Below are 18,000 nucleotides of genomic sequence, written 5' to 3'. Positions count from 1 at the left end.
CCTGCCCTCTTTGAACGAATAGTAGTATATAAGAACGGCTTATGGGAAGAATCCAGATGTCGCAATGTCGAGCCGGCCTGCGACCGGCATGGGAGCGCGATGGCCGAACGAGTTTTTGGGCAAAAGACAGCACAGTACCGTGGATTAGCCGACGCAGCTGCCCGGGAAAAACACCTGCGCGACGGGCCTAACGAATTGCCGCAGAGTGGCGGACGTTCCGTTCCGATCATTCTCAGGGACGTCCTCAAGGAACCGATGCTGGCGCTGCTCCTTTGCGGTGGCCTGATTTACCTGATCGTCGGCAGTACGGGCGAAGCGCTGATCCTTCTGGCCTTCGCCACGTTTTCAGTCCTTGTCACCCTGATCCAGGAATCGCGCACTGAGCGTGTACTCGAGGCTCTTCGCGATCTATCCAGTCCGCGCGCCCTGGTCATCCGTGACGGCGTCCGCAAGCGCATACCGGGCCGGGAACTCGTTCAAGGCGATCTGGTCGTGCTGGGTGAAGGCGATCGCATTCCGGCAGATCTCAGCCTGATCGATGTCAGCGACCTGCTGACAGATGAATCTCTGCTGACCGGCGAGTCCGTGCCGGTCCGAAAACAGGCGCGCACAGGTGCAGCATCCGCCATGAGCCCGCGGCCCGGCGGCGACGATCTGGCGGTCGCCTTCTCCGGCGCCCTCGTGGTACGCGGCACCGGGCTTGGTGAAGTCACAGCCATCGGCGCACAAAGTGAAATCGGCAAGATCGGCGAGAGCCTGCGTTCGCTAACCGGAGAGACACCGCGCCTGCAGGCGCAGACCGGACGCCTGGTGCGGATTTTTGCCGGCATCGCCGCTTTCTGCAGCATAGCGGTCATCCTCCTCTACGGTTTCTATCGGGACGCGTGGCTGGAAGGTTTTCTGGCGGGCATCACCTTGGGCATGTCTCTGATCCCGGAAGAATTCCCGGTCGTACTCACGGTCTTCACGGCAATGGGGGCCTGGCGCATCTCGCACGCAAGGGTCCTGACCAGACGCGCGGCGACGATCGAGACCCTGGGTGCGGCCACCATCCTTTGCACGGACAAGACCGGGACGCTGACCGAAAACCGGATGTCTCTCGCGGAGTTGCGACCGTCTTCCGCGCCGATCCGGCGCCTCGACAGCCGTGCAGCAGCCCCCTTGCCGCAAGACTGCATTGACCTTGCGCGCACAGGTATCCTGGCTAGCGCCGCCGTGCCCTTTGATCCAATGGAACGGGCGTTTCACGACCTGACCCCCCGGTTACCCGACACGGCACCGCTGCAATTGCTGCGGAGCTATGGCCTCCGCCCCGATCTCCTGGCCATGTCGAATGTGTGGCGCCGGGAAGATGGCAGCTGTTTCGTAGCCGTCAAAGGCGCGCCAGAGGCGATCGCCCTGCTCTGCCGGCTGCCTGCCTCGGAGATCGACAGCCTGCAGGTGGCCGTCGACGAAATGGGGCGCGACGGCATGCGGGTCCTGGGTGTCGCTCGGGCTGAAGCCGAAGCGAGCGCATTGCCCGAAACGCAGAGTGATTTTGCCTTTACCTTTCTCGGTCTGGCCGGTCTTACCGACCCGCTGCGCGCAGACGTGCCGAAGGCCGTCGCTCAGTGCCGTTCGGCTGGCATCAGGGTTGTCATGATCACAGGCGACTATCCGGCAACCGCTCGGGCCGTGGCGACGCAAGCCGGAATCAACGCCACAAGCGTCCTCACCGGCACCGAACTGGACACAATGGACGACGCGACCTTGGCCGAACGCATCACCGATGTCGGCGTCTTTGCCCGCATCCTTCCTCAGCAGAAGCTGCGACTGGTGGACGCATTCAAGCGAGGCGGCGATGTTGTCGCCATGACCGGGGACGGTGTAAATGACGCACCATCTCTCAAGGCGGCCCATATCGGCATAGCCATGGGTGGACGGGGCACCGACGTGGCGCGCGAGGCCTCGTCGATCGTCTTGCTCGATGATGATTTTTCGTCAATCGTCAGCGCCATTCGCCTCGGCCGGCGGATCTATGACAATCTGCGCAAAGCAATGGGCTTCATCATCGCCGTGCATGTGCCGATTGCGGGGCTGGCTCTCCTCCCGCTTCTCTTCGGACTGCCTATATTGTTCGGCCCGATCCACATCGCGTTCCTTGAAATGGTAATCGACCCGGCCTGCACCTTGGTATTCGAGGCGGAGCAGGACGAGGACGATGTCATGAAGCGGCCGGCGCGCGATCCGGTTGCCCCACTCTTCTCTCCGGCGCTCATGACATGGAGTTCTCTCCAAGGTGTCGCCACTTTTGTCGTTACGGCGAGTGCATTTGTGGCAACCTGGGCACTCGGCATGGCGGAAGATGAAATACGCGCGCTCGTCTTCACCACGCTGATCCTCTGTCTGGTTGCCTTGATTCTGGTCAACCGCTCCTTCAGCCCATCGTTGCGCCGGGCGATAGCGGGGCCCAATCTGGCTTTAGGTCTGGTCCTCGCGCTTGTCGGTGTAATTCTCGGAGCAATCATTCTTCTCCCGTCCCTGCGTGAGCTCTTTCATTTCGGTTCCCTGCATTTGCCGAGCATGACCTTCGCTTTTGCGAGCGCCCTAGGTTTGTGGCTTGGACTTGAGCTGCTCAAACGTTTCTTCCGCCGTAGACTCTCCGTCTGAGTTCCCCCAGAGACTATGACTTGGACTATGACTTCGCAGGACTCCGTGAAAAATCTGTGATTATGATGTTTTCGGATAAAGGGGTTTTGCATCGGTCGCCGTTCCCTCACCATACTTCGGCAGGGCAATTGGAGGATCGAATGCTTCGCTTCTTGAATGAGGTACCCATATATAATTTCGATCTTGAACGTTTGCGCTTCATCGGCCTCGACCGGGAAAAGCATGTCGTCTGCCGCGTCACCAAGGATGCGATCCTTGCCTGCAGTGATACCGACGATGCCTCGGCCTCCGAGTTGCTGCAGATATTCGAACGTAACCGTCGGCTTTTCGAAGACATCGCCAGCATGGAACATGCGGCCGGCGCTCGGAACGAAGTATATATCGAGCGGTTTCACGTCGAACATCCATGGCTGAATTCGCCAGCGCTGACCTCGACCGGGCGCGCTTAACTTTCCACTTACCTCGGTTCGGCATGCGAGGTGCCCGCGAGCTCGACCAGGAGCGGCGGAGACTCGTCTGACAGGATAGGGTGAGCAAGTTTATGAACTACGCGACGCACAGATTCATCGTGGAGATTCGGCGCCTCAGCCGATCTCTCGATGCACTCGCACAGACCCTTGAGATGCAACGCGAGATGTTGGCGCACACATTGGCCGAGCGAGACGACCTGCGTGCCGAACTGGACGTTGCCAATACGAAGATCGCTTGCCTTGCGCTGGCGCTGCGAGAGGCAAGGACGCTCCGTCGGAAGGCCCGGATATTGGATACTGAGGGTCCGGGCCCCATAATCATTCATTAAATTGCGACCGATCGAGGGGAATGTCCTTAATTGAGGGGACGTGACGGCTTCTGCTCCTGAGATGCCGTTCCTTCGCCAGTCGGCCCGGCCCCCGATTGACCCTCGGAAGGTGAGCCAGACGTGATATCCGCGAGGTTCCGCAGATAGGCGTCAAATAGCGGCGCCTCACCTGTCCTCTCGAGGCACGCCATATCGAGCTTGACCGCCTCGGCCAATCTGGGCCTGCCAGCACGGGCGGGATCCGAATAGTCGCGGATGGTCTTTGGCGACAGGTTCACGATCTCCGCAGCCTGGCCGGCGCCGAGCAGCCGCACAATCTTCATCATGGCTTCCTCGAAGGATCCCGCGTCTCGCCGCTTTGTCATGAGCCCTCCAGGCGTTTCATGACTTATCAAGGGTCTCAACCGCCTGAAGTTCCCTGACATCTCGCAACAGCGACGGGGCTATCACCTTGACCCGGCGTATCGGCTGCACAAAACCCGAAAAAAAGGCCGCCTCATTGCCGAGGCGGCCCGGAACAATCGGATTTTCGACAGGTCTTATTGCTTCAGCAGAGCATCCAACGGAACCGGCTCGCTGATCGTCCATTCATCGACAATGGCTGGCTTGCCGCCGGTGGTCTGGGCGATGAGGTAACGGCCGCGGTTCTGATGATGGATTTCGCTGCTGAAGGTGCGTGGGCCGAACAGAGTCGGTTCGTCCTTCATCTTCTCAAGCTCAGCCACGACGGCATCGGCATCGGTGCTCTTGGCCCTTTCGACCGCCTTCGCCCAGACGTCGATCAGCACATAGCCGGGATAAACATACTGGCTCGAAGGCCTGGCGCCAGTGATGGTCTCGTACTTCTTGTTGAACTCTTCGACCGCCGCATTGGGGTCGTCGCCATAGATCGACCCTTGCACCGGTACATAGAAATTCGAGAGATCCGGCACGGCGTTCAGCCAATAGCTGCCATCAACCCCGGAGCCGTTGAGGATCATCGAATTGATGCCCGCGGCTCGGATCTGCTTGATGGCACTCACCACGCCCGGCATCATCGAGCAGAGCATGATGGCATCCGGCTCCTTGGCAAGGCTCTTGATACGCGTGATCTGTGAGGCGATCGAGGCATCTTCATTCTTGAAGGTGTCGCGGCCGACCACTTCCGCCCCTTCGAGCTTGGGCGCCATCCAGTCGAAGCCGTCGCAGATGCCTTTATTATATTCCGTCCAGGTGTCGAGCAGGACGTAGAAGGACCGGGCATTCTTCTTTTTGTAGGACCATTCGGCCATGGTCGCCCCCTGCACAGCCGCCAGCACCGAGGCACTGAAGGAATGCGGACCGACGCCCTGGATTCCAGCCTTGATCGATTCGGCACATAGGAAGAACGAAACCTTGGCCGCGGCCTCGGCCGCCAAGGCGGCCGGGGCGCCAAAATCGTAATCGCAGGAAACGATAACGAGATCGGCACCCTTATCGATCACTTCAAGGCCGGCTTTCGCTCCTTCGGCGCGATCTGTCTTGGTATCTGCCTCGACGACCTTGATCTGTTTCCCAAGCAAGCCGCCCGATTTGTTGATTTCATCAATACGGATCATCGCCGCTTCCTTGGCGGGCTTGTCATAAGCCTCCATGAAGCCCGACTGCGCGGTCGCCATGCCGACGACAATCTCGTCGTCGGCCAAGGCCGTCCCCGACCCTATCGCCAGGCTGCCGGCTACCGCCAGCAAGCCCAGATTGAAGAATTTCATCATCGTCTCCTCCTTTTTTACACTGGCACTCCCGATACCCATCCTTGAAATGCGGCCGGACTCCGCCGGTCACACCTTCCAGGAAGCTCGTTCAAACGGCCATTTGCGCCAGCGGAGTTCCCTGTTCCGCATCAGCCCGCTCGGCCGGAAAATCAGAATGACGATCATGGCGACGCCGATCGCGATCTCCTGCACCCCATTCGGGATGGATATACTGGCCTCGCCGAAGGAAACCCCCTTCTCCAGCGCACGCAGACTCTCGATCATCGCCGAGATTGCCACCACGCCAACGACTGCACCGGAAAGGCTACCCATGCCGCCGACGACAAGCATCGATAGAGAGATGAATGTAAGGCCGAGATAGAAGGCGTCCGGATTGATGACGCCGAGAAAATGGGCGTAGAGCACGCCGGCAACGCCGATGACGAAAGCGCTGATGACGAAGGCAATCAATCTTTGACGCTCGATGTCGACGCCCGAGGCCCTGGCGGCAATGGCTTCGTCCCGAGCGGCACGCAGAGCCAGGCCGAAGCGTGAAATGCCATAGGCATATGCCACGAACACGGCAAAGACCGCGCCGGCAAAGGAAAGCCACACTCCGGTATACATCGGGATGCCCACGACGGAGCTGGTCGCACCGGTCACGGTCTCCCAATTGGAATAGACGACATTGATCACCGCCAGCATGGCGAAGGTCGCGATCGAGGCGGCGATGCCGGCAAGGCGCATGAGGACGCGCCCGACGATCAGCGCAAAGGCCGCTGCCAGGAGCGGCGCGAGCGCCAGCGAAACGACAAGTGGCGCCTGATGCATCAGGACGAAGTCCGGCAGGCCGGTCAGCGTGAACTTCTTCATCGCCGGCGGAATGGTAAGCCAGGCCGTGCCATAGGCACCGAGGCACATGAAGCCCACATGTCCAAAGCTCATCACGCCGGAATTGCCTATGAAGATATAGAGGCCGACGACCAGCACGACGCGGATGAAAAGCTCCGTCACCGTGCGCTCGAAGGGGCCGGAACCGGCGATCTTGGCAATCAGGGCGATCGCCAACAGCAATACAAGCAGGATAGCCGGCGTCGAAATGGTGCGGCTGAGGACGGATTTGTTTGCGGACATCGTTTAGACTCGTTGATTGGCGGATCGTGACGCAAACAAACCTTGCGGCCGCCAGATGAGGCACGCAATGACCGCTCCGTAGACAAAGGCGTCGCGGAACGGCCGCGCCTCCAAAGGCAGAACCACTTGCATGAGGACGCTGGCTGCCCCAATCAGGAAGCCGGCGACGACCGCGCCCGGGAGGCTTCCAAGGCCGCCGATCACCGTCGCGATGAAGGCCACCAGCATCACCGAGACACCCATCTGAATGTCGGCCGTGCCGGTCTGCGTTGCCATAATCAGGCCGATGGCGGCGGCCAGCATGCCACTGATGGCAAAAGCTATCAGGATGACGCGGTTAGCTCGCACGCCTAGCATCCGCGCCATGGTGAAGTTCTCGGCAGCGGCGCGCATCTCCAGGCCGAAGCGCGTACGTTTCAGAAAAGCCGAGAGAGCTGCGAGGATCGCGAGCGTGATACCTATGGCAATCAGCTGCAGGAGCGGAAGACGCGCCCCGAGAATCTCGACCGGCAGGCTGAGATCGGGCCAGAGGCTGATCGATTTCGGCCGCGACGAATAGAGCATCAGGAGGAAATGCTTGAGGATGAAGCCCAACGCAAAGGAAGCGATCATCATCGTCGCCGGATTGGCATTGCGCAGGCGCCGGAAGATCAGGATCTCGGACAATACGGATATGCCACCGCCGATGATGAGAATGACCGGCACCAGGATGATCGTCGGCAGATCACCCAGGAACATCGTCGCCATGGCATCGGTCGACGGCACCAGCATGGCGAACACGCAGAAGGAGATGTAATCGCCGTGCGCAAAGTTGACGAGGCGCATGACGCCGAAAATGAGAGCGATGCCGAGAGCGCCGAGAGCATAGAGGCTGCCAAGGCTCAGGGCATCGAAGACAATCTGGAGAATTCCGCTCATGACGCCTCAGTGCCCTCCATAACCGAAATAGGCCTGTTTCAGCGCGTCGCCGCGCAGCAGTTCGCGGGCATCTCCCTCCATGACGATCTCGCCGCTGCGCATCAGCAGCATCCGGCCACCTGTCAGAAGGGCGCGGGTGGAACTCTGTTCGACGATGAGCAGCGTGAGCCCCCGCTCGTCGCGCAGCTGCAGCAGGACCTCATAGACCTGGTCGATAATCTTTGGCGCCAGGCCCAGGGATGGTTCGTCGATGGCGATAAGCCGCGGCCCCGCCATCAGCGCCCGCGCGATCACCAGCATCTGCTGCTGGCCGCCGGAGAGTATGCCGGCCGGCGATTCCTTGCGATCGCGCAGCATGGGAAAAATCTGATAGCAATGAGCCAGATCCGCGGCGACAGCCGCCTTATCCGCCCGCATGCCGGCACCCAGACGCAAATTCTCCTCGATCGTGAGCGTCGCAAAGACATGTCGGCCTTCCGGCACCATGGAGAAACCGAGGCGCGCTATGTCTTCAGGGACGCTTCCCGCGATCGAACGATCGCCGAAGCGGATGTCACCGCCCACGGGCGTGACGACACCGGCAATGGCCTTCAGCAACGTGGATTTACCCGCACCATTCGGCCCAGTGACGAAGATGGTCTCGCCCTGCCCGATGGTGAAGCTGGCATTGCGCAGGGCCGTCAAGCGGCCATAGCGGACTGTAACGTCCTGCACCGCCAGAAGCGTCATAGAATGGCCTCCTCGACGGACTGGGCAACGTCGCCCTGCGTCCCCATGTAGGCGTGGCGCACTTTCTCACTGGCGCGGATGAAGGCAGGGTCTCCGGTCTCGATGATCTCGCCGGAATCGAGGACATGGATCATGTCGCATATCTCGAGGACAAGGCCGATATTGTGTTCGATCAGGAGTACGCCGCAGGCAATCTCGGCGGCGATCCTTCTGATCATGGCTGCCAGATCTGTCGCTTCGTCGTGCGACATGCCGGCGGCCGGCTCGTCGAGCAGCAGGTAGCGCGGTTCCATCATCAGCGCCCGGGCGATGGCGACACGTCTTTCGTCCGTGTAGGGTAATGCTCCCGCCGTCCGCTCAGCCAGATGCTCGATTCCCATCCATTCCAGCATCGCACCGGCACGCAAAGCAGCATCGCGGCGTTTCATGCCAAGACCGATCGCCGTCACTTCGAGATTGTCGACGACCGGGAGGTCGTTGAACAGCCGGCCCGACTGGAAGGTTCGCGCGACACCCAGTCGGCGGATGATGTGTGCGGACCGGCCGGTGATATCGTCCCCGTTCATCAACACGCGACCGGCGGTCGGCGACTGGAAACCGGTCAGGACGTTGACCAAGGTGGTCTTCCCTGCGCCGTTCGGGCCGATTAACCCGGTGATGCGGCCAGGCGGCAGCGCCAGCGCCACATTCGACAGGGCCCTAAGCCCCGCAAATGAAACCGATACGTTGTCCGCCTGCAATGCAGTGCTCATTCTTCCTCGGTCATTTTCGTAACGTGATCACATAGGATCCGCTCGCGTCGAGCTTTGCACTCCAGCTTGGCTCGATCACGATGGTAGTGGTGACTTCTTCTATGATAGCGGGGCCTTTGACGATAGCGCCCGCGCCGAGTTTCGAACCGTCATAGACAGGCACCTTGTCCGCCTTGCCGCTGGCCTGGAAGATCGCCTTGCGATGTCCCTTCAAAGCCTTCGGCAAAGTTGCGCCCTTGCTTAATTTGGGTGGTTTCGGTTTGACAACGCGGCCATAGAGCGTGCTTTCGATATTCACTACTTCAACCGCGTTATGGCGTTCCGAATAGGTGTAGAGTTCTTCATGTCGCTTATGGAACGCTTCCTTCACCTGTTCGATTGTCCTCGCATTGATCTCGAAATTGCCGATCTCTACCGTGCATTCGTGCACCTGGCCGACATAGCGCATGTCAAGACTGCGCTTGACATCGATCTCGGCCGACTTGAATCCGTCTGCCTTCAGATGCTTCACGCCTTCCACTTCAATCTCGCGGAACAGGGTGTTGACGCGGCGATAGGCTTTGTCATTGTCCAGACGCAGGGGGGCCGTCGCCATGTAGTTGTACTTCACGTCAGAGATGATCTGGCCGAATGCGCACAGACCTGACGCCAACTTGGGCAGGATAACCGTATGAATACCCATCTCACGCGCGAGGGCGGTGATATGTGCAGCCGTTGCCCCACCTGCTCCCACCAGGACGAAATCGCGCGGATCGTAGCCACGTTCGACCGAGACCCGACGGATGCCATTCACCATGTTGTTGTTCACGATCGTGTAGATGCCATAGGCAGCGCGCTCAACTGAAATGCCGAGCGGATCGGCGATCTTTCGCATCGCCTTGCGTGCTTTTTCCAGATCGAGCGGCAGGCGACCGCCGAGCAGGCCGTCCGGATTGAGATATCCCAGCACCAGATTGGCATCCGATACGGTGGGCTCTGCACCACCTTGGCCGTAGCAGGCCGGCCCGGGGTCCGAGCCGGCGCTTTGTGGACCGACCTGCAAAATGCCCATCGCATCGATCCAGCCGATCGAGCCGCCGCCGGCCCCCAGGGTTTCGACCTGAATCATCGGCACGCCAATACGATAGCGCAGGAAGTCGATATTCTTGTTGACGTTGGTAAGACCATCCTTGGTCAGCGTGATGTCGAAAGACGTACCGCCCATATCGACGGTGATGACGTTCTTCTTCTTGAACGGCGCAGAGACGAAGAGACCGGCCTGCGGCGCCGAAGCCGGCCCGGAATTGATCGCATAGACCGAGCGGTCTGTCATCGCCTGACCGATGGCAAGGCCGCCATTGGACTGAAAGTATCGCACCGGATGCTTCGCGCCGAGCGCCCGGAAATAGGCATCCACCGCGGTCACATATCGTTTCAAAATCGGCGCCAGGTAGGCGTTGGTAATGGCGGTCGAGGTGCGCGTATATTCGCGTATCTGCGGATAGAGTTCGCTGCCGACCGTGAGATTGACACCGGGCATCATCTCGCGGACCAATTCCGCGGCCCGGCGTTCGTGAGCCGGATCGAGCACGGACCAAACGAAGGAGATGGCCACCGCCTCGACACCTTCCTTCAAGAAGAGCCTGCAGGCGTCGCGCACATCTTCCTCGTTCATGGGCATCTTAACTGTGCCGTCGGAGATAACGCGTTCGCGAATACCACGGCGCAGATAGCGCGGCACCAGCATGACGGCCGCCGGATATTCCGGATCGTAGCGGTAGCCGTCCTCCTTGTGGCCAAGACGAATCTCGATCGAATCCTCATGGCCGGCGGTACAGATGAGACCGGTCTTGCCGCCCTTGTGTTGAATGAGGGCGTTGAGCCCGACCGTCGTTCCGTTAATACACAAATCGCAATTGGAGATGATTGAGCTTGGGTCTTCGCCTATTTCTTCGGCGATCAGCTTCAGGCCATTCTCGATGGCCTTGGTCGGGTCTGTCGGGGTGGACAGGGCTTTGAACAGGCGAACATTGCCGGTCCGGTCCGCAAGTACAAAGTCGGTGAAAGTGCCGCCGGCATCAATCCCAAGACGATATTTGGAGCGCATGATTCTGTCTTTCTCTCTGCTACTGGGCGATCACTGGGCAGCCACGGCGGCGCGCAGCCGTCTGGTTGCCGTCATGTCGACTTCGAGAGAGTCATCGTCCCTGATAACGACGCCGTAATCCTCCTTTGCACCCTTTATGGAAACCAAGCCGTTCTTGACGTCCCAGACGACCTTGTCGATAGGCCGTTCCAATGGATTCCCGTAACCACCGCCGCCCGGGTTCATATTGGTAACGGTCTCGCCGGGCTTGAGCTTCTCGATCACATTGGTCTTGATGATCCTGGTATCGCCACCACGCTTCAATTCCAGGCGCCCGACCTTGCTGTCGATCATATGGGAAGCAGCGCCGGCAGCACCGACTGCAGGAATGCGTCGGCCTTCACCAAAGGTGATGAAAGTCATCTCCTTGTCGAGCGGTTCCACTTCCCAGGCCGTGCCGGATCCACCGCGGAACTTCCCGGCGCCGCCTGAGTCAGTCATCAGCGAGTAGCGGTGAATGACGATCGGGTAAGAGTATTCGAGAAGTTCTATATCGCCCGACGTCAATGCGCCGAAGCAGCATTCCGGGCCGCAGGCATGCCAGCCATCCTGCTGCGGCGTGGCACCCGCGCCGGAGATGATGGTGGCCAGCACCATCGTCACATATTCCTCATTGTTGCGGGAATCCCAGCCGGCAATATTGAGGCCATTGGCGTGACCCCAGGACGCCGCCACCTTCGACGGCATCGCCTTCTCAAACGCCAGGCGCACGGCGTCGGTCAGAGTTTCCATAGGCGTCGTCGTGCAGTTCATGTGCGGCGCCGGCTCGCTGGCATTGCAGAGCGTGCCTTTGGGGCCGAAATCGACGCTGACGCAACGATAGAGGCCTTCGTTGTAAGGCGGCGGCAGCTGCGCGAACATCATCAAGCCAAGATAGACGCCCGAATGCGAATTGCCTTCATATGAGTTGATGAAATAGGGAATCTGCGGTGGACTTTTTATCGCGATCCTGCAGCCATCACCCTTGATCGTGACGGTCGCGGTAATCTCGAAATCGCCGAAGCCGTGGCCGGCATCTTCGAGGATGGCGGTCCCGACATAAGTGCCGTCTGGAACGGATTTTATCAGCGATCGCATGTGCCGGTCGGCCATGGCGAGCAACTCATCGACGCAGGCCTCGACCTGGGCCACGCCATACTTGTCCAACATGGAAATGAGATTCCGCTCGCCCACCTGACACGCGCCGATAAGGGCATTGAGATCGCCTTCCTGGTCGCGGCGCGCGCGCATGTTGGAAAGGATCATGTTGATGACGTCATGCCGTGGCTTGCCGCGATCCCAGATCTTGACCGGTGGGATGCGTAGGCATTCGGCGTAGATCTCGGTGGCGTTCGGATTGTAACCCGCCGGTACCGGTCCACCGATATCGGTGAGGTGTCCTTTGCACACTGTCCAGTACATCAGCCGGCCCTTGTAAAAGACCGGCTTATACATGCACAGATCGATGGCATGGCTGCCGCCATAGGCCGGATCGTTATGCAGGATCAGGTCGCCTTCATGAATGTCATCGCCGAAGAAACGGACGATGGTCTTAGTCGCCGGTATGAGGGAACCCAGATGGATCGGGATATCCTGTCCCTGCAGGATCATCTCCGGCTTGGCATTGAACAACGCCGTCGAATAGTCATGCGCCAGATTGAAGACGCTGGAGCGTGCCGTCTTTTCCAGCGTCAGCGTCATTTCGCGCTGGGTTGTCTCGAGGACGCCGCGCACCACCGAAAGCGTGATGGGGTCGACCTTGGCGCGCGGTACGATCTTTGCCGGCTTAGTCTCTTTGATCGTTTTCCTGGCGGTCCTGCTGGTTGCTTTGCTCATGGGAACCTCGCTCCATCGCTGCGCCGGGGCGAGCGGTAGCGATCGCGACCCATGGGTCCCGTTCCCTTGCTCCCTGCCCGGCATCTTTTCGCACCGTGATAGCCTGACAGATTAAAGGGCTGTGAACTGACCGGTCTTTGCGCTTTGTGAACGGCCTTTTGCGCTTTTGTGCAATCCGTCCGTTTCGTGCCGGCGTCGGCATTGCGGGCGCAGATCGGCTGAACTAGTCTTTTATGACTTTGCCGGAGCGGCCGATGAAGACGATTTTCACCACCAGCGACATTGCTACGAGCGAACGTAGCCGGCACTGGCATGACGCCATTGCCCGTGCCTATTTCCCGCTTGAGCTGAAATTTAGGCAACCGGACAGCTTTAACGGCGATCTCGCCATCTGGCAGCTCGGTGACGTTTCGCTGTCGCGTCTTACGTCGGAATCGCTGCTCTATCGGCGCCAGCGGCAGCATTGCGCAAACGAGCGCGGAGAGCAGTTCCTCATCACGGTGCCAGCCAGATCCGACGTATTCTTCGCCCAACTGGGCAAGGAAGTTCGCTGTTCTCCCGGCGGCTTCCTGCTGGAGCGCAGCAACGAGCCCTATGAATTCAGCCATGAGCAGGCTGCGGACCTCTGGGTATTGAAAGTGGAAGCCAGCGCCCTTGCCGGCCGCATCCGCGCGCCTGGCCGGTTCTGCAGCATGACCTTCGACGCCGCGAACGGCGCTGGCGGCATGTTCGTCGACATGCTGCATCTGATACCCGGCCGCTTCGACGCAATGACCGACGAAGTGCGCAACACGGTCGGTCAGCAGCTGATCGAGTTGCTGGTCCTTTCGCTGAAAGCCGACGAGCGTACGCTGACCTCCGCCAGCTCGACCGTACGCGAAGCGCATCTCACCCGAATCGAAGCGTTCGTCCGGCACAACCTGCAAAATCCCGATCTCGATATGGATGCGATCGCGCGCGCATGCGGCATTTCGACCCGCTATCTCCACGAATTGTTCCGCGATACCAATCAGACACTTGGGCAATGGATCCGCGATCAACGCCTGGAAGCCTGCCGCGCCACCCTCGCCGATCCCGCCAACCGCCAAACAGTGGCCGAGATCGCTTATCGGTGGGGCTTCGGTGACCAAGCCCAGTTCTCGCGCGCCTTCAAGGCCCATTTCGGTCAATCACCCAAAGAGTTTCGTGAGCAAACCAGGCATGTCAGGATGGCGAAACCATCCGGACATGTATGATCTCGGATTGGTCGAACCATCAGCGGCGCACCAAGCGCCAGGCGATGGGCAGCACTGCACAAGCCAGAGCCACTTTGATCGCCTCACCCGGAAGGAACGGGACCAACCCACCGCGGAGCGCCTTGTCCAAACCGATAAGAGTCGCCAACCATCCTGTTCCCAGGACAAAGATCGCAATTTCACCCGCCAGGAAAGCCAAAAGCGTGGTCAGGATCGATCGACCGAAGCCGCGGTCTGCCAGCCAGCCGACCAGCGTCGCTCCGAGCACGAAGCCAATGAGATAACCACCGGTCGGTCCCGCGATGTAACCAAATCCCACACCACCCGCGAAGACCGGCAGACCTGCCGCCCCTTCGACCAGATAGGCAAGCATGGTGGCACCGGCGAGGCGCGCCCCCAGGGTTGCGCCGATCATCAGGACGACGAAGGTCTGCATCGTCATGGGTACCGGCCAGAACGGCACCTGCACCTTGGCGGAAACCGCCAGCAGGATCGTGCCGCCCAGCACCAGCAGAACCTGGTACAGACGGTTGGAAGCCAGGCCAGACCAAAGATTGCCGGCAAATGTAGCGTTCATGATGTCTTTTCCTACTGTTCGCGAGTAAGGGCGGTCCGGACACGGCCGAGCAGAGCAGCACGATCGCGCCGCGCCGCAAGGGCTCCATCCATATCGACCTTGACGAAACGTGCCTGCGTGTGCGGCTGCAGCTGACCGATGAGGTCCATGTCGGCGGAGACCACCGCTCCAACCATGAAATAGCCGCCACCCGAGACGGCATCGCGATGCAGGACGATCGGCTCGGTGCCGCCCGGCACCTGGATCGAGCCATAGGGGTAGCAGGCATCGACAATATTCGATGGATCCGATCCGGCACCGAAAGGCTGCTTGCGCGGCACGAAAGCGAGCGGCCTGCCGCCCTTGAAGCGGTAGCCGATCCGGTCGGCTTCCGGTGCCACCTTCCAGGTGTCGTCAAAAAAGTTGCGGCCGGCTTCGTCCGTGATGCGGTGCCAATAGAGCCCCGGAAGAACCCGTAGCTCCGCCGACGCACCCGGTGCACGGCGCAGATCCGCCGAGAGACTGCGGCCGGCCTTGATTGGCGTCGTCGGCTGGCCGACAGCCAGTTCGTCGCCGGCTTCAAGTTTGCGGCCCTTGTAACCGCCAAGCGCGCCCAGCGTATAAGTCGAACGGCTGCCCAGGACCAGCGGAACATCAATCCCGCCGGAGACGGCAATATAGGCGCGAGCTCCCTTCTGCAGATAGTCGAAGGCAAGCTTCTGCCCCGCCTTGACCCTGAAACTGGTCCAGGTGGCATGGACCGCACCATCGACCTTGGGCGGCAGCTCCGCACCCGTAATGGCGACCATGGCGTCCGTGGTGAATTCCAGCTCAGGGCCCATGAAGACCGCTTCGAGGACGGCTGCACCTTCGTCGTTGCCGACAAGCATGTTGGCGACGCGCAGCGCGAAGCGGTCCATGCCACCGGAAAGCGGGATGCCGAGATGGTAGTAACCGGGCCGGCCGAGATCCTGGACCGTCGTGGAAAGGCCGGGGGAAAGCACCTTAATGGCCATAGAGAGCCCCCTCAAGCTTGCGGTTGTAGCCGTCGATGTCGAGCTGGAATTCGTCAAGCGAGAAAGTGATATCGCGCATCAGAGGCGCGAACTTTCCGGAATCCACATCGGCTACGGCTTGGTCATAAGCGGCGCGGTCGATGGGTTTCCATTTCACAATGTCACCGGGCCGGAAGAAGACCATGAAGTCGCGCAGATAACCGATCTTCTGGTTGGGATCGTAGATCGGCATCGGCGTGATGCCGAACATCTGGTAGCCGCCGGCACCTCGCACTGAATAAATGCAGCTGAAGCACCCGCCGTGACCAACGGTGAGCTTCGGCGTATCCGTGCGTGGGCGCAGATATTTCGGCACTTCGAGCTGACGCGGCCGATCGACCATCTGATAGAGAAACGGCAGGCCGGCGACGAAACCAACCATCGACACAAACCAGGGCGCACCCGAGTGCGCCTTGATGAAGTTCTCGGCTGTGCCAAGATTGTTGACGCGCGCTGCGTATTCAAGATCCGTTGCCTTGGGATCCTGATGGCGCTCACGGAAGCGCATCAGCGTCTCGTGCGTCCAAGGATCGTTATAGAGTACGGGGATCTCGACAATGCGGGTTTTTAAGGTTGAATCGGCCTTTTCGGCGGTTCTTTCCAACCGCTTCAGTTCAGCGAGCATGTCGCCTGGACTGATCTGATCGGGGTCGAATTTGATCTGGAACGAGGCATTCGCCGGGCAAATCTCGGTCACGCCCTTGATGCGGCTTTCCCTGACCGCGTTGGTCATCGAAAGCGATTTGAAGAAGGCGCCGAGCGACATCTCCTCGTCGACCTCGACGAAAATATGCTCATCGCCACCATATGAGTATCGCGTGTTCATTGTCGCGCCACCTCCCTGATTGGGGCCTTCTCTGTCACTCGCACCACGCGCCTCAGCCCAGGCGTGCGGCATGTTCCTCAAGCCAGCGTTCCAGCCAGCGCGTGTCGAACTGGCCAGCCTGCACGTCGGCATCCTCGACCAAGGCCAGGTACAGGGGCTTTGTCGTCTTGACTCCCTCGATTTTCAGTTCACCGAGCGCACGCTTCAGTCGCGCGATCGCACCGCGCCGGTCGTCGTCCCAGACAATCAGCTTGCCAAGCAACGAGTCGTAGAAGGGCGGAATCACATAGCCGGCATAAAGCAGGGTATCGAAACGTACGCCGATGCCGCCGGGGATGTGCAGGGCGTTGACCACACCCGGATTAGGCATGAAGTTCTGCGACGGATCCTCGGCATTGATGCGCACCTCGATCGCATGACCACGGCGCCCGATGTCTTCCTGCCGGTAGCGCAGCTTCGCTCCGCCGGCGACGCAAATCATCTCACGCACCAGATCGACGCCGGTGATGAACTCCGTTACCGGATGCTCGACTTGGATGCGGGTATTCATCTCGATGAAATAGAACTCGCGTGTCTTGTCGTCATAGAGATATTCGAGTGTACCGGCGCCGCGATAGTGCACGGCCTTGGCGAGCGCCACAGCCGAACGGCAAAGCTGGTCGCGTATATCGGCGGGCAGAACCGGCGACGGTGCCTCTTCCCACACTTTCTGACGGCGCCGCTGCAGGGAACATTCGCGCTCGAAGCAATGCACGACATTCTCGCCGTCGCCCAGTATCTGCACCTCGATATGCCGCGCACCTTCGATCACCCTTTCGAGATAGAGCCCGCCGTCGCCGAAGGCGGCCAGTGCCTCGGCCTGGGCTTGCGGCATCAGCCGTTCGAACTCCGCCTCATTCTCGGCAATGCGGATGCCGCGGCCACCGCCGCCAGCTGCGGCCTTGATCATGACCGGATAGCCTGTGCGTGCCACGACGTTGCGTGCTGTTTCTACATCGTCGACACGACCATCACTGCCGGGCACTGTCGGCACGCCGGCAGCGGCCGCCGCCTGGCGTGCTGCCACCTTGTCGCCCATGAGGCGGATGGCATTGGCGCTGGGGCCGACAAAAACGAACCCAGCCACGGTCACAGCGTCGGCAAATTCGGCGTTCTCCGCGAGGAACCCGTAGCCCGGGTGGATCGCGTCAGCGCCGCTCTTCTTGGCGGCATCGATGATGTTGGGAATGGAGAGGTAGGATTTGGCGGCCTGAGCCGGTCCAATATCGACGGTTTCATCGGCAAGCTTCGCGGCGAGTGAGTCGGCATCGGCCTTGCTGTGTACCTGAACCGTACGGATGCCAAGCTCCCGGGCCGCACGGATGATGCGGACGGCGATTTCACCGCGATTGGCTATGAGCAGGGTCTTGATGGACATGCTGCGCTGGCTCGATGCGGGATCAGGCGTCGATTTCGGCCAAAGGCTGGCCAGCCATTACCGCATCCTCATTGTCGACCAGGAAGCGCACGATCTTTCCCGCCTGCCCGGCCTTCACCTCGTTGAATGATTTCATCACCTCGACAAGGCCGATGACGTCGTCGGCAGCTATGGCGTCGCCATCATTCTTGTAGGTCGGTTTGTCGGGCGCCGGCCGGCGATAGAAAGTGCCCGGCAATGGCGAGAGGATTTGCTTGCTGGCCATGATGTCTTCTCAT

General features: G+C 60.2%; 16 protein-coding genes. 3 read left to right on the top strand and 13 right to left on the bottom strand.

Annotation, left to right across the window (positions count from 1 at the left end; genetic code table 11):
* Window positions 1-99 precede the first annotated feature (99 nt).
* Window positions 100-2,649 (top strand): cation-translocating P-type ATPase, encoded by a 2,550-nt coding sequence (locus ACE3TY_RS03345; RefSeq protein WP_374650859.1) that lies wholly within the window; start codon window positions 100-102, stop codon window positions 2,647-2,649.
* A 140-nt stretch (window positions 2,650-2,789) separates the two neighbouring features.
* Entirely contained in the window at window positions 2,790-3,098 is a 309-nt protein-coding gene (locus ACE3TY_RS03340; protein ID WP_374650857.1) for a DUF1488 family protein, read from the top strand.
* A gap of 376 nt (window positions 3,099-3,474) precedes the next feature.
* Here the strand turns inward: ACE3TY_RS03340 and ACE3TY_RS03335 are convergent, their stop codons facing one another.
* The 8 genes from ACE3TY_RS03335 to ACE3TY_RS03300 all read right to left on the bottom strand — a co-directional run bounded on the left by ACE3TY_RS03335 (window position 3,475) and on the right by ACE3TY_RS03300 (window position 12,633).
* Window positions 3,475-3,813, bottom strand: a complete 339-nt coding sequence (locus ACE3TY_RS03335) for a hypothetical protein (RefSeq protein ID WP_374650855.1) — start codon at window positions 3,811-3,813, stop codon at window positions 3,475-3,477.
* A gap of 174 nt (window positions 3,814-3,987) precedes the next feature.
* Window positions 3,988-5,181 (bottom strand): ABC transporter substrate-binding protein, encoded by a 1,194-nt coding sequence (locus ACE3TY_RS03330; RefSeq protein ID WP_374650853.1) that lies wholly within the window; start codon window positions 5,179-5,181, stop codon window positions 3,988-3,990.
* 66 nt (window positions 5,182-5,247) lie between these two features.
* Window positions 5,248-6,294 carry a branched-chain amino acid ABC transporter permease gene (locus tag ACE3TY_RS03325; RefSeq protein ID WP_374650851.1) on the bottom strand — a complete coding sequence of 349 codons (1,047 nt, stop codon included), beginning with the start codon at window positions 6,292-6,294 and terminating at the stop codon, window positions 5,248-5,250.
* 3 nt (window positions 6,295-6,297) lie between these two features.
* Window positions 6,298-7,212: a branched-chain amino acid ABC transporter permease gene (locus ACE3TY_RS03320; protein WP_374650849.1), complete on the bottom strand. Its 915-nt coding sequence runs from the start codon at window positions 7,210-7,212 to the stop codon at window positions 6,298-6,300.
* A gap of 6 nt (window positions 7,213-7,218) precedes the next feature.
* Window positions 7,219-7,941, bottom strand: coding sequence for an ABC transporter ATP-binding protein (locus tag ACE3TY_RS03315; protein WP_374650847.1), 723 nt, complete (start codon window positions 7,939-7,941; stop codon window positions 7,219-7,221).
* Window positions 7,938-8,693 carry an ABC transporter ATP-binding protein gene (locus tag ACE3TY_RS03310; protein WP_374650845.1) on the bottom strand — a complete coding sequence of 252 codons (756 nt, stop codon included), beginning with the start codon at window positions 8,691-8,693 and terminating at the stop codon, window positions 7,938-7,940. The genes ACE3TY_RS03315 and ACE3TY_RS03310 overlap by 4 nt, the downstream gene beginning before the upstream one ends.
* A 10-nt stretch (window positions 8,694-8,703) precedes the next feature.
* Complete coding sequence (locus tag ACE3TY_RS03305; RefSeq protein ID WP_374650843.1) at window positions 8,704-10,779, bottom strand: hydantoinase/oxoprolinase family protein; 2,076 nt, start codon at window positions 10,777-10,779, stop codon at window positions 8,704-8,706.
* 30 nt (window positions 10,780-10,809) lie between these two features.
* The gene (locus ACE3TY_RS03300; protein ID WP_374650841.1) at window positions 10,810-12,633 is read right to left on the bottom strand and encodes a hydantoinase B/oxoprolinase family protein; all 1,824 of its coding nucleotides are present in this window, start codon (window positions 12,631-12,633) and stop codon (window positions 10,810-10,812) included.
* 254 nt (window positions 12,634-12,887) lie between these two features.
* On the opposite strand from ACE3TY_RS03300, the gene ACE3TY_RS03295 reads away from it, so the two are divergent.
* Window positions 12,888-13,868, top strand: a complete 981-nt coding sequence (locus ACE3TY_RS03295; RefSeq protein ID WP_374650839.1) for a helix-turn-helix domain-containing protein — start codon at window positions 12,888-12,890, stop codon at window positions 13,866-13,868.
* Between the two features lie 19 nt (window positions 13,869-13,887).
* On the opposite strand, the gene ACE3TY_RS03290 is transcribed toward ACE3TY_RS03295, so the two are convergent.
* From ACE3TY_RS03290 to ACE3TY_RS03270, 5 genes are read right to left on the bottom strand one after another with little or no spacing between them, the layout of a single operon-like run.
* Window positions 13,888-14,445: a biotin transporter BioY gene (locus ACE3TY_RS03290; protein ID WP_374650837.1), complete on the bottom strand. Its 558-nt coding sequence runs from the start codon at window positions 14,443-14,445 to the stop codon at window positions 13,888-13,890.
* An 11-nt stretch (window positions 14,446-14,456) separates the two neighbouring features.
* A complete protein-coding gene (locus tag ACE3TY_RS03285) occupies window positions 14,457-15,440 on the bottom strand; it encodes a biotin-dependent carboxyltransferase family protein (RefSeq protein WP_374650835.1) in 984 nt (327 codons plus the stop codon).
* A complete protein-coding gene (locus tag ACE3TY_RS03280; RefSeq protein WP_374650834.1) occupies window positions 15,430-16,305 on the bottom strand; it encodes an allophanate hydrolase subunit 1 in 876 nt (291 codons plus the stop codon). The genes ACE3TY_RS03285 and ACE3TY_RS03280 overlap by 11 nt, the downstream gene beginning before the upstream one ends.
* 52 nt (window positions 16,306-16,357) lie before the next feature.
* Complete coding sequence (locus ACE3TY_RS03275; protein WP_374650833.1) at window positions 16,358-17,722, bottom strand: acetyl-CoA carboxylase biotin carboxylase subunit; 1,365 nt, start codon at window positions 17,720-17,722, stop codon at window positions 16,358-16,360.
* Window positions 17,723-17,744: 22 nt separating this feature from the next.
* Complete coding sequence (locus ACE3TY_RS03270) at window positions 17,745-17,987, bottom strand: acetyl-CoA carboxylase (RefSeq protein WP_374650831.1); 243 nt, start codon at window positions 17,985-17,987, stop codon at window positions 17,745-17,747.
* Window positions 17,988-18,000: the final 13 nt, after the last annotated feature.

Source organism: Dongia sp., from assembly GCF_041918875.1.
Taxonomy (GTDB): Bacteria; Pseudomonadota; Alphaproteobacteria; order Dongiales; family Dongiaceae; genus Dongia.
This window is presented reverse-complemented; position numbering and strand designations above follow the sequence as displayed.

Excerpts from the sequence above, each read along its gene's own strand:
- ACE3TY_RS03345 (WP_374650859.1), top strand. The coding sequence starts at position 100 with ATGGCCGAACGAGTTTTTGGGCAAAAGACAGCACAGTACCGTGGATTA.
- ACE3TY_RS03340 (WP_374650857.1), top strand. The coding sequence starts at position 2,790 with ATGCTTCGCTTCTTGAATGAGGTACCCATATATAATTTCGATCTTGAA.
- ACE3TY_RS03335 (WP_374650855.1), bottom strand. The coding sequence starts at position 3,813 with ATGACAAAGCGGCGAGACGCGGGATCCTTCGAGGAAGCCATGATGAAG.
- ACE3TY_RS03330 (WP_374650853.1), bottom strand. The coding sequence starts at position 5,181 with ATGATGAAATTCTTCAATCTGGGCTTGCTGGCGGTAGCCGGCAGCCTG.
- ACE3TY_RS03325 (WP_374650851.1), bottom strand. The coding sequence starts at position 6,294 with ATGTCCGCAAACAAATCCGTCCTCAGCCGCACCATTTCGACGCCGGCT.
- ACE3TY_RS03320 (WP_374650849.1), bottom strand. The coding sequence starts at position 7,212 with ATGAGCGGAATTCTCCAGATTGTCTTCGATGCCCTGAGCCTTGGCAGC.
- ACE3TY_RS03315 (WP_374650847.1), bottom strand. The coding sequence starts at position 7,941 with ATGACGCTTCTGGCGGTGCAGGACGTTACAGTCCGCTATGGCCGCTTG.
- ACE3TY_RS03310 (WP_374650845.1), bottom strand. The coding sequence starts at position 8,693 with ATGAGCACTGCATTGCAGGCGGACAACGTATCGGTTTCATTTGCGGGG.
- ACE3TY_RS03305 (WP_374650843.1), bottom strand. The coding sequence starts at position 10,779 with ATGCGCTCCAAATATCGTCTTGGGATTGATGCCGGCGGCACTTTCACC.
- ACE3TY_RS03300 (WP_374650841.1), bottom strand. The coding sequence starts at position 12,633 with ATGAGCAAAGCAACCAGCAGGACCGCCAGGAAAACGATCAAAGAGACT.
- ACE3TY_RS03295 (WP_374650839.1), top strand. The coding sequence starts at position 12,888 with ATGAAGACGATTTTCACCACCAGCGACATTGCTACGAGCGAACGTAGC.
- ACE3TY_RS03290 (WP_374650837.1), bottom strand. The coding sequence starts at position 14,445 with ATGAACGCTACATTTGCCGGCAATCTTTGGTCTGGCCTGGCTTCCAAC.
- ACE3TY_RS03285 (WP_374650835.1), bottom strand. The coding sequence starts at position 15,440 with ATGGCCATTAAGGTGCTTTCCCCCGGCCTTTCCACGACGGTCCAGGAT.
- ACE3TY_RS03280 (WP_374650834.1), bottom strand. The coding sequence starts at position 16,305 with ATGAACACGCGATACTCATATGGTGGCGATGAGCATATTTTCGTCGAG.
- ACE3TY_RS03275 (WP_374650833.1), bottom strand. The coding sequence starts at position 17,722 with ATGTCCATCAAGACCCTGCTCATAGCCAATCGCGGTGAAATCGCCGTC.
- ACE3TY_RS03270 (WP_374650831.1), bottom strand. The coding sequence starts at position 17,987 with ATGGCCAGCAAGCAAATCCTCTCGCCATTGCCGGGCACTTTCTATCGC.